Consider the following 13,144-nt stretch of genomic DNA (forward strand, 5'->3'; position numbering starts at 1 on the left):
AATGCTTACATCTAAAGTAGCTAAAAGATACGCACAAGGTTTGCTTGACTTCACCAATGAATCAGGCCAAACGGCTACTGTATTTTCTGAAATGAAAGATGTAGTGAAGATCATGATTGAATCTCAGGATTTAAACAAATTCTTCCTTACCCCTTACATTGATGCAAAAAAGAAAATAGAGGTAGCAGACCAGATTTTTAAAGATTTTTCAGTTTCTTCACTGAATCTGATCAGACTAGTGATCAAACACGGACGTGAAAACCAACTGAGAAATATCGCTCAGGAGTTCATCAATAAAGTAGAAGATATCAACGGAGTACAGAGAATCACTCTTACTACAGCGACACAGCTTTCTAAAGAGAACCTTGATCAGATTTTAAGATCTACCAACCTGGTAAAAGCAGATTCAAATTTTGATATCAACTTACATGTAAAACCTGAAATTCTTGGGGGATATATTCTAAGAGTAGGTGACCAGCAGGTAGACGCGTCTGTAAAGGCTAAACTGAACCAAGTTAAAAAAGATTTTCAATTAAATTAAGAAAAACAACCATACAATGGCAGAAATAAATCCGGCAGAAGTATCTGCGATCTTAAAACAGCAATTGGCCAACTTCGATACTCAATCCAACGTTGAGGAAGTAGGTACAGTTTTAACCATCGGTGATGGTATTGCTCGTGTATACGGGTTAGAAAACGTACAATACGGAGAGTTGGTGAAATTTTCTAGTGATGTAGAAGGTATTGTACTTAACCTTGAAGAAGACAACGTAGGTGTTGCTTTACTAGGTGAAAGTAAATTAGTAAAAGAAGGTGATACAGTAAAAAGAACAAACAGAATCTCTTCTATCAAAGTAGGAGAAGGAATGTTAGGTAGAGTAGTAGATACTCTTGGTAACCCTATCGATGGTAAAGGTCCTATTTCTGGGGAATTATACGAAATGCCATTAGAAAGAAAAGCTCCTGGAGTTATCTTCAGACAGCCGGTAACTGAGCCTTTACAGACAGGTATCGTTGCGATTGACTCTATGATTCCTGTAGGAAGAGGTCAGAGAGAGCTTATCATTGGTGACAGACAGACGGGTAAAACTACTGTTGCCATCGATACGATCATCAACCAGAAAGAATTTTTTGAAGCTGGTAATCCAGTATATTGTATATATGTTGCTATCGGTCAGAAAGCATCTACAGTAGCACAAATCGTTAAAACTCTTGCTGATAAAGGAGCTTTAGCTTATACTGTAGTAGTTGCTGCCAACGCATCAGACCCGGTTCCAATGCAGGTATATTCTGCAATGGCAGGTGCTGCTATCGGTGAATTCTTCAGAGACACTGGTAGACCTGCATTGATCGTTTATGATGATTTATCTAAACAAGCTGTTGCATACCGTGAGCTTTCTCTACTTTTAAGAAGACCACCGGGCCGTGAAGCTTACCCTGGAGACGTTTTCTATCTTCACTCAAGACTATTGGAAAGAGCGGCAAAAGTAATTGCTGATGACAACATCGCTAAGCAAATGAACGACTTGCCAGAATCTCTTAGACCAATCGTGAAAGGTGGAGGTTCATTAACTGCCCTTCCAATCATTGAAACTCAAGCGGGTGACGTTTCTGCATATATTCCTACCAATGTAATCTCTATTACAGACGGACAGATCTTCTTGGAGTCTGATCTGTTCAACTCTGGGGTTCGTCCTGCAATCAACGTAGGGATCTCTGTATCGAGAGTAGGAGGTAATGCTCAGATCAAATCAATGAAAAAAGTTTCTGGTACATTGAAGTTAGACCAGGCTCAATATAAAGAATTAGAAGCGTTTGCTAAATTCGGTTCTGACCTTGATGCTTCTACTTTAGCAGTTATCTCTAAAGGGGAAAGAAACGTTGAGATCCTTAAGCAGCCGGTAAACTCTCCACTTCCGGTAGATAGCCAGGTGGCTATGATCTATGCTGGAACTGAGAACTTATTAAGAAACGTTCCTATCAGAAAAGTAAAAGAATTCCAAATTGAATATATCGAATTCCTAAGATCTAAGCACCCTGATACAATGGCTGCAATTAAAGCTGGGAAAATTGATAACGATATTACAAACGTTCTTAAGCAGGCAGCTAACGATTTAGCTTCTAAATATAACTAAAATTAGTTGATGGTTGTTGGTTGATAGTTTATAGAGTTTTCTAAAACTATCAACCGACAACTGACAACCAACAACTAACTCAAATTAATGGCAAACTTAAAAGAAATACGAGGCAGAATTACGTCAATTTCATCTACGATGCAAATTACCCGTGCTATGAAGATGGTTTCCGCAGCGAAACTTAAAAAAGCACAGGACGCAATCGTTATGTTAAGACCATATTCTGAAAAATTACAGGAACTTATCCAGAATGTAAATTCTAGCTCTGATCCTGACCAGATTTCTGTATATGCTCAGAAAAGAGAGGTTAAAAGAATACTTTTCATCGCTGTTACTTCAAACAGAGGTCTTGCGGGAGCTTTCAACTCTTCTATTGTTAAGGAGCTTAACCTTCAGTTTCAGAACAATTCTCAGTATGAGATTGAAGTTCTTCCTGTAGGTAAAAAAGCATATGATGCTGTAAGAAGAAACCGCTCAATATATACTAATGCAAGTTCTGTTTATGATAATCTGAATTTTGATGTGGTTGCTAATGTTACAGAAGGAGTAATGAGCAGCTTCAGAGAAGGGAAATTTGACGAAGTCTATGTTATTTACAACAAATTCGTTAATGCCGCTACTCAGGAAGTGACTACAGAAAAGGTTCTTCCTATCTCAATGCCTGAAAGTATAGAAGGAGAAGTAGAAACAGATTATATCTTTGAACCTAACAGAGCTGAAATTCTTGATAATTTGATTCCGAAATCTATTAAAACTCAGATTTTTAAAGCAATCTTGGATTCAGTAGCTTCAGAACACGGAGCGAGAATGACAGCAATGCACAAAGCTACAGATAATGCCGAAGCTTTGAGAAATGATCTTAAGATCTTCTACAACAAAGCAAGACAGGCTGCAATTACAAACGAAATCCTGGAGATCGTTTCAGGAGCAGAAGCTTTGAAAAATTCATAAAGAATTATTTTAACATAATATTAAGCATCGATCCTATCGATGCTTTTTTTTGTTATTTATATTTTGTATATCTTTGTAGTCAATTAAATTTATACACTTTCTAAATGGACTCGGACATAGTCAGGCTTTTGCTGGCCTTATTTCTCGTATTACTAAATGGCTTTTTCGTAGCCGCAGAATTTTCAATTGTTAAAGTTCGTTACTCACAAATCCAAATAAAAGCTGCAGAAGGTAATTCTATGGCAAAGCAGGCGGAACATATCATCAAACATCTGGATGAATATCTTTCTGCCACACAATTAGGTATTACATTGGCGTCCCTGGCTTTAGGATGGGTAGGGGAAAGCGCATTGCATCATATCATTGAAAATATTTTTCACTCACTCAGCATCAATATGAGCCAGGCCACCATCACTTCAGTGGCATTGGTAATCAGTTTTGTGTTTATTACCATTATGCATATTGTTTTCGGTGAGCTTATACCCAAGTCAATTGCAATCAGAAAATCAGAAGCTACAACAATGGCAACAGCCGTTCCATTGAGAGTTTTCTATACGGTTTTCAAACCGTTTATCTGGTTGATGAACCTTATGTCGAATACATTCTTAAGACTCGTAAAAATTCATCCTGCTTCTGAACAGGAAATTCACTCTACAGAAGAACTCCAGCTTTTGGTAAAACAAAGTGCAGATAGTGGAGAAATTGAAGAAGAAAACTATGAGATCATTAAAAACGCATTTGATTTCACAGATCATTCTGCCAAGCAGATCATGGTTCCGAGACAGAATATTACTTCAATTGATTTTGAAGAAGATATTAATGAAATGATCAACAAGATCATGGATAGTGGGTATTCGCGTATCCCTGTATATATAGACTCCATTGATAATGTAATCGGAATTTTCTATACCAAGGAAATTATCAGGGAATTTGTTAAAAGAAAGGGAGATCTTGACCATGAAGACCTTAGGGATCTGATGCGTGATGCATTTTTCGTGGTGGAAAGTAAGAAAGTTTCAGATCTGTTGAAGATTTTCCAGCAGAAAAAACAGCACCTTGCCATTGTTATCGATGAATTCGGAGGAACAGAAGGGATTATTACCCTTGAAGATATTCTGGAAGAGCTGGTAGGGGAAATTCAGGATGAAGAAGATGACGAAGAAAAAATTGTTGATAAAATAGCAGATAATACCTATTGGGTACAGGCTACACAGCCTTTAGACGAAATCAATGAGTTCCTTCCTAAAAAGCTTCCTCTTTCTGAAGAAAGCGAGTATAACTCATTAGCAGGATTTATTCTTAATGCACTGGCAGAGATTCCCGAAGAGAACCAGGAATTTGACCTTGAAAACTACCATTTCAAAATTTTGAAAATGAATAACAAGAGCGTAGAACTTGTTGAGTTGGTATATCAGGAGCCCAATGCTTTAGATAATTTAGCAGATAAAATCGGAGAAGTTTAAAAAATAGGTTAAAAATGAATTTTTATAATAGCATAAAAGACTATGAAAATCCAAAACGTCAATATGAAGAAGAAGTTCTCGTTCTGGATGATACGGACGATGTGTATAAACTGGTGCTGCATAATGATGACATTCATACATTTGATTATGTGATAGACAGTCTTATTGAAGTATGCAAGCATACCCTGGAGCAGGCAGAGCAATGCACAATGCTTGTTCATTATAAGGGCAAATGCACCGTAAAAACAGGCTCAATGGATATTTTGAAGCCTATGCACGAAAAATTAATTTCAAGAGAATTAACAAGCGAAATAGTATAAAAATAAAAACCGGTAATCAATTTACCGGTTTTTTTATTAAATCCGGAGATGAAACCCCAGGAATAAGCGTTACATAGCAAGGATAACGGGCTTCCCGGAGAATTTTTCAATTTTTTATCCTTTAATCTTTTAATTTCTCAATATTCTTACATTGCTACATTTTATCTAAAACAGTATATTTGTACCAACTATAAAGAAACAAAAAGGAATGCTTGTAATAGGAATTGCCGGTGGTACGGGATCCGGCAAAACTACAGTTGTTGATAAAATACTTCAACAGCTTGATATTGAGGGAATGAATATCCTCTCTCAGGATAATTATTATCATGATAACCAAAATCTAACCTTGACAGAAAGAGAGGCTCTCAATTATGACCATCCGAAGTCCATCGATTTTGAACTGTTGATAAAACATGTTAAAGCTTTAAAAAATAATGAGTCTATTGAACAGCCCATTTACAGCTTTGTAACGCATTCCAGAACAGGAGATCATGTCACTGTAGAACCTAAAAACGTATTGGTAGTAGAAGGAATTTTAGTTCTTACCAACAAAGAATTGTTGAAAGAATTTGATTTGAAGGTATTTGTTCATGCAGATTCTGATGAAAGATTAATCAGGAGGATCAGAAGAGATACCCAGGAAAGGGGAAGAGACCTTGGAGAAGTATTACACCGTTATCAGACTACCCTGAAACCAATGCATCAGGAATTCATCGAGCCATCTAAGAATGATGCCGATCTTATTATCCCAAATATGAAACAGAATTCCGTAGCGATTGATTTTTTAACTACTGTTATTAAAAACTCGTTGAGAAAACATTAAAAAAATGGAAGAAAACAACCTTATCAAAGATATTCAGCCGAAATCGGAAACATTGAAGCTGATCCAGAAGTATATTCTGAATAAATATACCATTACAATCTGTATGTTTTTGGTATGGATGGTTTTCTTTGATAAAACCTCATTTCTCGTAATTAACGAACTGAATGGTGAGATCAGTAAATATGAAGATCAGCTGGAGTATTATAAAAAAGAATACGAAAAGAATGATGCTTTCTATAAAAAACTGATGAACAATAAGTCGGAAAAGGAGAAATATGCACGGGAAAATTATTTTATGAAAAAACCGAATGAAGAGATCTTTATTTTGGTTGTTGATAGCACAAAAGTCGCCAAGAAATAATAAAAGTTGAATAGGATAGAGCAACACTCAATTCGCTGTGCTTTCGATTTTTTAAATTGAAATTCGCTAGCGAAGCAATGTTCACTATTGGCAGTTCACATCACAAATAAACAAAACTAATGTCAAATAATATACTTCCAAACTGGGAAAACCTGGTAAAAAAGCAACTTAAAACAGAGGATATTTACCCTGTTTTAGAAAAGGAGAATCTGGAAGGGATAGAAGTGAAGCCCTTTTATACAGAAGTTCAGAATCCTCTGGTAAACCTGCCAAAAGTTGAAGAAAGCACCCATCTGGTAGCTTCTTACCACGAAAGCCTGGAAGACGAAGTATTTGCATTTTTATTAGACCGGAATGTAGAAAATCTGGAAGAGAAAACAATTTTTGTTAATAATAAAGAACTTGCCGGCCATATCAGTCCAAAAGAAGAAGATCAATATTTTTCCCTGATTGATGTTTTTAATGAAAAAGATGGAATTATTGATGATCAGCTGGCAAAAGAACTGTTGGCCAAAGATTTTAAAAGAAACATCTGTGTTGATATCTCCCTACACCAGAACGCCGGAGCAGCCATCTATCAACAGCTTGGTATTGCCCTGGCCAAGGCTAAAGAGCTTATTGAGAGTTATGGTCCTGAGATTGTAGGGAAACTGATTTTCAGATTGGCTGTAGGAGGAAATTACTTCTTTGAAATGGCTAAACTGAGAGCTTTTAAAATTATTTTCAATCAACTTTCCAAAGAATATGGCTTAGATGAAGTTCCTTATATTTTTGCAGAGACTTCTTTAAGAAATAAAGCCGTTTCAGATAATGAAAATAACCTGATCCGTTCTACGCTTGAGCTTGCTTCAGCGATGATTGGTGGGGCAGATGCTGTTTTTACCAATAATTACCTTGTAGAAAAAAGCACTGAAAATTCAGAAGAGATTTCTTTTAAACAACAAATCGTTCTGGCCTATGAAAGTATTATCAATGTATTTGAAGATGCTTCCAACGGAAGTTATTACATAGAAGACATTACCAGACAACTGGCAGAGAAAGCCTGGGATCTTTTTGTTGAAATGGAGGATGCGGGAGGCTATCTGGAGCTTTTAAAACAGGGAGTGGTTCAGAATAAGATCTATGACCATGCAGTTAAAGAGCAGCAATGGGTTGAAGAAGGCAAAATAAAACTGATTGGCGTTAATTTATATCCCAAATTAGACGTTAAAAAGTCCATTGAGGAGCTATACAGTGAGAAAGAAATAAAGGCAGTCCGTTGGGCAGAAATGTTTGAATAAACTTTAAACTGTTCCCACAGATTACTCAGATATCACAGATTCTGAGTTAAAAAAAATAATTATAGCAAATGAATGAAAATGAAATAAGCTTTTATATAAGAAAGTCTATATTTTCTGTATACAATGAATTAGGACCTGGTTTATTGGAGAAAGTTTATGAAAAGGTGTTAGCTTTTGATTTGCGAAATAATGGTTTGAATATTCAAACCCAGGTTCCTGTCCCTATAGAATTTAAAGGTATTTCTATTGATTCAAGCTTTATTGCAGATATAATCGTAGAAAATAAAGTTATTATTGAGATAAAATCAATTCCGGAAATAAGTAATGTCCATCATAAGCAATTGTTACTTAAAGCTAACAAAATTGAAATTAGGTATATTGGTGAACTTCAATACTGATTATATTGATAAAAGTATCATTCGAAAAATAAACGGAAATATTAATTAGATATCATCTGTGAAATTTGTGGAATCTGTGGGAAATAAATTATTAAATCAAGAAGTTCAAAAGTACATTAATGCCAATCTGCATACAGATCTACATGCATTGCTGTTAAAAAAAGCTCCATTTCCCGAGGTTTCTATGCAGGAAATCGTACAGCAGATCAAAGGAAGACAGGTGGCGGAGAAAAAGTTTCCTTTTCTCTTAAAAGAAGGCATTATTTTTCCGCCACAGCTCAGTTTAGAGCAGTCATCATCCGAAAAAACAGCCCTTTATAAATCGGAAATTATAAAAGGGAAAAAGTTTATAGATCTTACCAGCGGCTTTGGAATCGATGCGTACTATTTATCTCAAAATTTTGATGACATTACCTTAGTGGAACAAAATGCTGAACTTCTGAAAATTGTGGAGCATAACTGGAATGTTATAGGCAAAAAAGGAAAGTTTGTCAATCAGAAACTGGAAGATTTCTTAATTGAGAATAAGGAGCATTTTGATACCATTTACTTAGATCCGGCCAGAAGAGACCATCAAAAGAATAAAGTCTTTCTTTTGGAAGACCTTTCTCCCAATATCCTTGAAATCCAGGAAAAATTATTATCGATTTCCAACCAGGTGATCATTAAACTTTCGCCGTTGATTGATCTGAAATACCTTATTTCTGTTGTACCGGATATTTTCAGAATTGATATTGTTGCTTTGAAAAATGATGTAAAGGAAATTGTCATATTTCTGGCAAATGAAAAAGTAAACGAAATCAGATGCTGTTGTGTAAATCTTGAAAGTGGAGAATCACCTTTTAATTTTATGTTCCGGGAAGAAGAAAATGCCCGTTCAGAATATTCTGAACCCGAAAAGTTTATTTATATTCCCAATAATTCCATTTTAAAAGCAGGAATCTTTAATTTGATCTCAGAAAAATTTGGACTTAAAAAACTTCATCCTAATACCCATATTTATACTTCAACTGAAAAAAAAGAAAATTTTCCAGGAAGGATTTTAGAAATGGAAGTAGTTGAATCTAAGAGTGTTAAAAAGAAATCGCAGTTTAATATTATTTCAAAAAACTACCCTTTAAAGCCTGATGAAATTAAAAAGAAATATGGCTTAAAAGATGGTGGAAAGCACTATATTATTTTTACACAATCCAAAAAAGGGAAAATAATATTAAAATCACTCTAAAAATGTTGCCGAAAAAAGCAAGATTTCTTAATTTTGGGCAATCAAAAATTTAAGCATGAGAAAATTAGTTATATGTTTAGCGATTGCAACTGTAGCTGTAAGCTGTAAAAAAATCCAGGCTGGGGGCAATAAGGGTACTTTAAAACTGGAAGAAGGGGTAGAGAGATATTCTGATGATGCACAAGGTGGAGAAGCTCACGGAAATGGTCACGAGGCTGCTGCTGAAGGGCACAAGGAAGAAGCTGCTGCAAAACCTGAAGCTCCTAAAACAGATAGCGTTGCTGCAAAATCTGCTGAAGCTCCGAAAACAGCTGAGGCTCCAAAAGCTGAACACTAATTATAAGTATAAGACGTACAAGTGCCCTGTTTCTGCAGGGCATTTTTTATTAAAATAAATGACTGGCTCTTCAATTATCAGACAATAAGTAATTAGTTGGGAAAATCATCTCCTTTTACTTGGCTCTGACAGGCATTTTTTTTAATTTTAACAAAATAAATTTTTACAATGCAAGAGACATTAAATTACATTAACGAAAACAAACAACGTTTCGTTGATGAATTATTTGAGTTACTGAGAATTCCTTCCATTTCTGCAGATCCGGCTTATAAAAATGATGTATTGAAATGTGCGGATGTATGTGCAATGCACCTTAAAAATGCAGGAGCTGATAACGTTGAAATATGTGAAACAAAAGGATATCCTATTGTTTTTGGTGAAAAAATCCTAGACAAAAATTTACCAACAGTATTGGTTTACGGACATTACGATGTACAACCGGCAGATCCGTTGGAATTATGGAGAAAACCACCTTTCGAGCCTTATATTGAAAAAACAGAACTTCACCCGGATGGCGCTATCTTCGCAAGAGGGGCTGCAGACGATAAAGGACAGTTCTTTATGCATCTGAAAGCTTTTGAAGCTATGATGAAGACAAACACTCTGCCATGTAACGTTAAATTTATTTTAGAAGGTGAAGAAGAAGTAGGTTCTGTAAGCTTAGGAGACTTCGTTAATGAAAATAAGGAAAAACTGACGTGTGACTGTATCCTTATCTCAGATACCCATATCTACAGCAATGAACAGCCAACTGTAACCACAGGATTAAGAGGGCTGAGCTATGTAGAAGTAGAAGTGGAGGGGCCAAACAGAGACTTACACTCCGGGCTTTACGGTGGTGCTGTACCTAATCCTATCCACGTGCTTTCCAGAATGATTGCTAATCTGATTGATGAAAACGGTCATATTACCATTGATGGATTCTACGATAATGTAGAAGTAGTATCTGATGAGGACAGAGCTGAAATGAACAAGCTGAAAGATAATCCTGAAGAATTCAAGAAATCAATCGGATTAAGCGGTGTAGAAGGTGAAAAGGGGTATACAACCCTTGAAAGAGCTTCCATTCGTCCTACATTAGACTGTAATGGAATCTGGGGAGGATATACCGGAGAAGGTGCTAAAACAGTAATTCCTTCAAAAGCTTTTGCTAAAATTTCAATGCGTTTGGTACCTTATCAGACACCGGAAGAAATTACGGAGAAATTCACAACATATTTTGAAAAAATAGCGCCGGAAACTGTAAAAGTTAAGGTGACTCCTCACCATGGAGGAATGCCTTATGTATTACAAAGTGATACCAAAGAGTTTTTAGCAGCTAAACAGGCTATGGAAACAGCATTTGGTAAAGAAGTACTGCCTTACAGAAGTGGAGGAAGTATTCCTATTACAGCGATGTTCGAGAAAGTTCTGGGAGCCAAGTCTGTATTAATGGGCTTTGGACTGGATTCTGACGCCATTCACTCTCCGAATGAACATTATGGACTCTTTAATTTCTATAAAGGAATTGAAAGTATCCCATTGTTCTTTGAAAACTATTCAAAATAAGAGACTTATTATATCAGTATCTCAAGCGCTTCTTTACAGGAGCGCTTGATTTTTTTATATCTAAATAAGCTCTTGAAAAAAGAGGATTCAGATTTAGAAAATTCCCCATACAGATCTGAAGGGCAATCCTCAATTAAACCGGAACAAAAACGTTTTTTGCTCCGGTTAACTATTTTTTATTTATTGTAAAAAGTGTAGACAGCTTTCGCAGTAAACACCTTATCCTGCTATGATTTTTAGGGGTTGTAAATTAGTGACAATAATCGGATTTCTGGTTGATTAATGGTATTTTTTTAATTCTTTGAAGTTTTTATTTTTATTCCGAAACTTAAACTTTACTATGAAAAAATACTACTCAATCGCATGTGTCTTACTTTCAATATTTTCTTTCGCTCAGGAGACTGTTTCTTTTGAAGATAATGAAGGTTTTTTAGCCGCAAATATCCATGGACAGAATAATTGGATAAGTACTCCTACAGGAGGAAATCCAGCCCATGTTATGAACCAGGTTGTCAGTCAGGATCATGCCAGTCATGGAAATGCTTCCCTTAAAATTGTCAGAGAAAATACCTATGGGACCCAATCGGAGCCTGTCATAGGAGTTTTTTATAATTTACCGGTACCCCTTCCTTATAACAATTTTTCGGTTTCATTTGATATCAATATCTCTCAGCTTGACGGTTCTGTTTTTGGATTCCAGGGTGTTGACAGTATTGCAGAGCAATTAGTGGTGAGGCTTGATTTTGATAAAACGGGTGTGATAAAGATTTTAAATCTGGTTTCCGGCTCTTTGGAACTTGTTCCTACTCCTGAAACCTGGTCTCCGAACACCTGGTATAGATGTAAAGTTATAGGAACGGCTTCAGATATCAGATACTATCTCAATGATACTTTAATTTATACAGGGCTGGCCGTAAGTCCGCTGAATATAGATCAGCTGCGTTTTGTGCATGATAATGCTTTAGGAACGGCTTATATTGACCAGATTAAAATCAATTCTGAAACCATTTTGGGGGTCAATGACAATAAAGTGGATTATAATATATTATCACTATACCCTAATCCAGCAACAGATTTTATAAAAATAAACGCTGTGAATACATTGGAAAAAGTGGAAGTTTACGATGTTGTCGGAAAAAAGATGGATATAGGATTACAGAATAATACAGTAGATGTAAAGCATCTTTCGCCAGGGATTTACTTTATGAGCATACAGTCAGGAGGTAAAACCTTTACTGAGAAATTTATAAAAAAATAATACCTGATAAATCTTTGAATCAGTAAACGCTCCAATTGGAGCGTTTTTGATATATCTTATACTGTCCTTTGTTATACAATTTAATCATGTTTTATGGAGAGAATACACTGATTAAAGCTTTATCACATTTATAGAGAAAATTATAACTCCATAGTATATCAATTTTTTTATTATATAATATGAAGAAATTTTTTATTTTTATGAGTTGCGTGTTAAAAATATTCTATATATTTTTATAATTAAAGAAAAAAATTAATAACATGAAAAAAACAACTGCAATTTTATGTGCACTTTTGTGTGCCAATTCTTTATTTTCTCAACAATGGACAGGTAATAACACGACTACGGATCCTATTTACAGAGGAGGTTCTGTAAGTGTAGGGACAGCTCAATCTTATGATAAATTTACTTTAGGTAAAGGAAATTTAAGAATGATAGATGGAGCTATTAAATTTGGTTATTTTTCATCAGGAGTGAACCATGATTCTTATTTTACTATACAGAATTTTAGAAGTCTAGCGGGTTCTAACGCTAATGGACTTTATATATATCCATCTCACTCCGGTTTAAACCCAATAAATGATGTTCCTTCCGAAAGCAAGGTTTTCTTTGTTTCTTCTACCTCTAAAATAGGGATGGGAACCAATACTTTGACCTGTGTAGACTGTGATAGCTATCGCTTGTTTGTAAAAGATGGGATTAAAACTGAGAAATTAAAAGTTGAAATTGCAGCTAACAACGGCTGGGCAGATTATGTCTTTGCTAAAGATTATAAACTGATGCCTTTAAAAGAATTGCAGGCCTATATTGATCATAAAGGACATCTGCCGGAAGTGCCCACTACGGAAGAAGCTATCAAAAATGGTATAGAACTTAAAGAAATGAATATTCTTCTTCTTAAAAAAGTAGAAGAACTGACCTTGTATACATTGCAACAGCAGAACCAAATGGAGAAGCAGCAAAAGTACATGGATGAGCAGAATAGACGAATTGAAATGTTGGAGAAAAATGCACGTAAATAATAGATCAACTATTTAAATATTAT

15 protein-coding genes are annotated in these 13,144 nt (G+C 35.5%); all 15 read left to right on the forward strand.

All coding sequences use genetic code 11. The features are described 5' to 3' along the window. Nucleotide 1 precedes the first annotated feature (1 nt). The 15 genes from atpH (at nucleotide 2) to LQV47_RS07170 (ending at nucleotide 13,121) form a co-directional block, all read left to right on the forward strand. Entirely contained in the window at nucleotides 2–541 is a 540-nt protein-coding gene (gene atpH, locus LQV47_RS07105; protein WP_230035295.1) for an ATP synthase F1 subunit delta, read from the forward strand. Nucleotides 542–557: 16 nt separating this feature from the next. Further along, nucleotides 558–2,135 (forward strand): F0F1 ATP synthase subunit alpha, encoded by a 1,578-nt coding sequence (atpA, locus tag LQV47_RS07110; protein WP_230035297.1) that lies wholly within the window; start codon nucleotides 558–560, stop codon nucleotides 2,133–2,135. A gap of 87 nt (nucleotides 2,136–2,222) precedes the next feature. Then, nucleotides 2,223–3,086: an ATP synthase F1 subunit gamma gene (gene atpG, locus LQV47_RS07115; protein ID WP_230035299.1), complete on the forward strand. Its 864-nt coding sequence runs from the start codon at nucleotides 2,223–2,225 to the stop codon at nucleotides 3,084–3,086. A 104-nt stretch (nucleotides 3,087–3,190) separates the two neighbouring features. Beyond that, on the forward strand, nucleotides 3,191–4,549 hold the full coding sequence (locus LQV47_RS07120) for a hemolysin family protein (RefSeq protein WP_230035301.1): 1,359 nt from the start codon (nucleotides 3,191–3,193) through the stop codon (nucleotides 4,547–4,549). A gap of 14 nt (nucleotides 4,550–4,563) precedes the next feature. Beyond that, nucleotides 4,564–4,869, forward strand: coding sequence for an ATP-dependent Clp protease adaptor ClpS (locus LQV47_RS07125; protein WP_052188768.1), 306 nt, complete (start codon nucleotides 4,564–4,566; stop codon nucleotides 4,867–4,869). Between the two features lie 208 nt (nucleotides 4,870–5,077). Further along, on the forward strand, nucleotides 5,078–5,692 hold the full coding sequence (udk, locus tag LQV47_RS07130; RefSeq protein ID WP_047494887.1) for a uridine kinase: 615 nt from the start codon (nucleotides 5,078–5,080) through the stop codon (nucleotides 5,690–5,692). A 4-nt stretch (nucleotides 5,693–5,696) separates the two neighbouring features. Then, on the forward strand, nucleotides 5,697–6,053 hold the full coding sequence (locus tag LQV47_RS07135) for a septum formation initiator family protein (protein ID WP_230035303.1): 357 nt from the start codon (nucleotides 5,697–5,699) through the stop codon (nucleotides 6,051–6,053). A gap of 119 nt (nucleotides 6,054–6,172) precedes the next feature. Beyond that, nucleotides 6,173–7,333, forward strand: coding sequence for a methylmalonyl-CoA mutase family protein (locus LQV47_RS07140; RefSeq protein WP_230035304.1), 1,161 nt, complete (start codon nucleotides 6,173–6,175; stop codon nucleotides 7,331–7,333). A 68-nt stretch (nucleotides 7,334–7,401) separates the two neighbouring features. After that, the gene (locus tag LQV47_RS07145; RefSeq protein WP_354960476.1) at nucleotides 7,402–7,731 is read left to right on the forward strand and encodes a GxxExxY protein; all 330 of its coding nucleotides are present in this window, start codon (nucleotides 7,402–7,404) and stop codon (nucleotides 7,729–7,731) included. Continuing rightward, the gene (locus LQV47_RS22545) at nucleotides 7,715–7,780 is read left to right on the forward strand and encodes a hypothetical protein (protein ID WP_354960538.1); all 66 of its coding nucleotides are present in this window, start codon (nucleotides 7,715–7,717) and stop codon (nucleotides 7,778–7,780) included. The genes LQV47_RS07145 and LQV47_RS22545 overlap by 17 nt, the downstream gene beginning before the upstream one ends. 27 nt (nucleotides 7,781–7,807) lie before the next feature. Then, nucleotides 7,808–8,956 carry a class I SAM-dependent methyltransferase gene (locus tag LQV47_RS07150; RefSeq protein WP_230035306.1) on the forward strand — a complete coding sequence of 383 codons (1,149 nt, stop codon included), beginning with the start codon at nucleotides 7,808–7,810 and terminating at the stop codon, nucleotides 8,954–8,956. Nucleotides 8,957–9,011: 55 nt separating this feature from the next. Beyond that, nucleotides 9,012–9,293 (forward strand): hypothetical protein, encoded by a 282-nt coding sequence (locus LQV47_RS07155; RefSeq protein ID WP_230035314.1) that lies wholly within the window; start codon nucleotides 9,012–9,014, stop codon nucleotides 9,291–9,293. A 168-nt stretch (nucleotides 9,294–9,461) separates the two neighbouring features. Then, nucleotides 9,462–10,841, forward strand: coding sequence for a dipeptidase (locus LQV47_RS07160; RefSeq protein ID WP_230035316.1), 1,380 nt, complete (start codon nucleotides 9,462–9,464; stop codon nucleotides 10,839–10,841). Nucleotides 10,842–11,181: 340 nt separating this feature from the next. Beyond that, the gene (locus tag LQV47_RS07165) at nucleotides 11,182–12,099 is read left to right on the forward strand and encodes a T9SS type A sorting domain-containing protein (protein ID WP_230035318.1); all 918 of its coding nucleotides are present in this window, start codon (nucleotides 11,182–11,184) and stop codon (nucleotides 12,097–12,099) included. Nucleotides 12,100–12,359: 260 nt separating this feature from the next. Further along, nucleotides 12,360–13,121: a hypothetical protein gene (locus LQV47_RS07170; protein ID WP_230035320.1), complete on the forward strand. Its 762-nt coding sequence runs from the start codon at nucleotides 12,360–12,362 to the stop codon at nucleotides 13,119–13,121. Nucleotides 13,122–13,144 lie beyond the last annotated feature (23 nt).

The sequence above is a fragment of the Chryseobacterium sp. Bi04 genome (assembly GCF_918698085.1).
Classification (GTDB): domain Bacteria; phylum Bacteroidota; class Bacteroidia; order Flavobacteriales; family Weeksellaceae; genus Chryseobacterium.

Bases quoted from the DNA above. Each gene is read 5' to 3' on its own strand.
- atpH (WP_230035295.1), top strand. From the start codon at position 2: ATGCTTACATCTAAAGTAGCTAAAAGATACGCACAAGGTTTGCTTGAC.
- atpA (WP_230035297.1), top strand. From the start codon at position 558: ATGGCAGAAATAAATCCGGCAGAAGTATCTGCGATCTTAAAACAGCAA.
- atpG (WP_230035299.1), top strand. From the start codon at position 2,223: ATGGCAAACTTAAAAGAAATACGAGGCAGAATTACGTCAATTTCATCT.
- LQV47_RS07120 (WP_230035301.1), top strand. From the start codon at position 3,191: ATGGACTCGGACATAGTCAGGCTTTTGCTGGCCTTATTTCTCGTATTA.
- LQV47_RS07125 (WP_052188768.1), top strand. From the start codon at position 4,564: ATGAATTTTTATAATAGCATAAAAGACTATGAAAATCCAAAACGTCAA.
- udk (WP_047494887.1), top strand. From the start codon at position 5,078: ATGCTTGTAATAGGAATTGCCGGTGGTACGGGATCCGGCAAAACTACA.
- LQV47_RS07135 (WP_230035303.1), top strand. From the start codon at position 5,697: ATGGAAGAAAACAACCTTATCAAAGATATTCAGCCGAAATCGGAAACA.
- LQV47_RS07140 (WP_230035304.1), top strand. From the start codon at position 6,173: ATGTCAAATAATATACTTCCAAACTGGGAAAACCTGGTAAAAAAGCAA.
- LQV47_RS07145 (WP_354960476.1), top strand. From the start codon at position 7,402: ATGAATGAAAATGAAATAAGCTTTTATATAAGAAAGTCTATATTTTCT.
- LQV47_RS07155 (WP_230035314.1), top strand. From the start codon at position 9,012: ATGAGAAAATTAGTTATATGTTTAGCGATTGCAACTGTAGCTGTAAGC.
- LQV47_RS07160 (WP_230035316.1), top strand. From the start codon at position 9,462: ATGCAAGAGACATTAAATTACATTAACGAAAACAAACAACGTTTCGTT.
- LQV47_RS07165 (WP_230035318.1), top strand. From the start codon at position 11,182: ATGAAAAAATACTACTCAATCGCATGTGTCTTACTTTCAATATTTTCT.
- LQV47_RS07170 (WP_230035320.1), top strand. From the start codon at position 12,360: ATGAAAAAAACAACTGCAATTTTATGTGCACTTTTGTGTGCCAATTCT.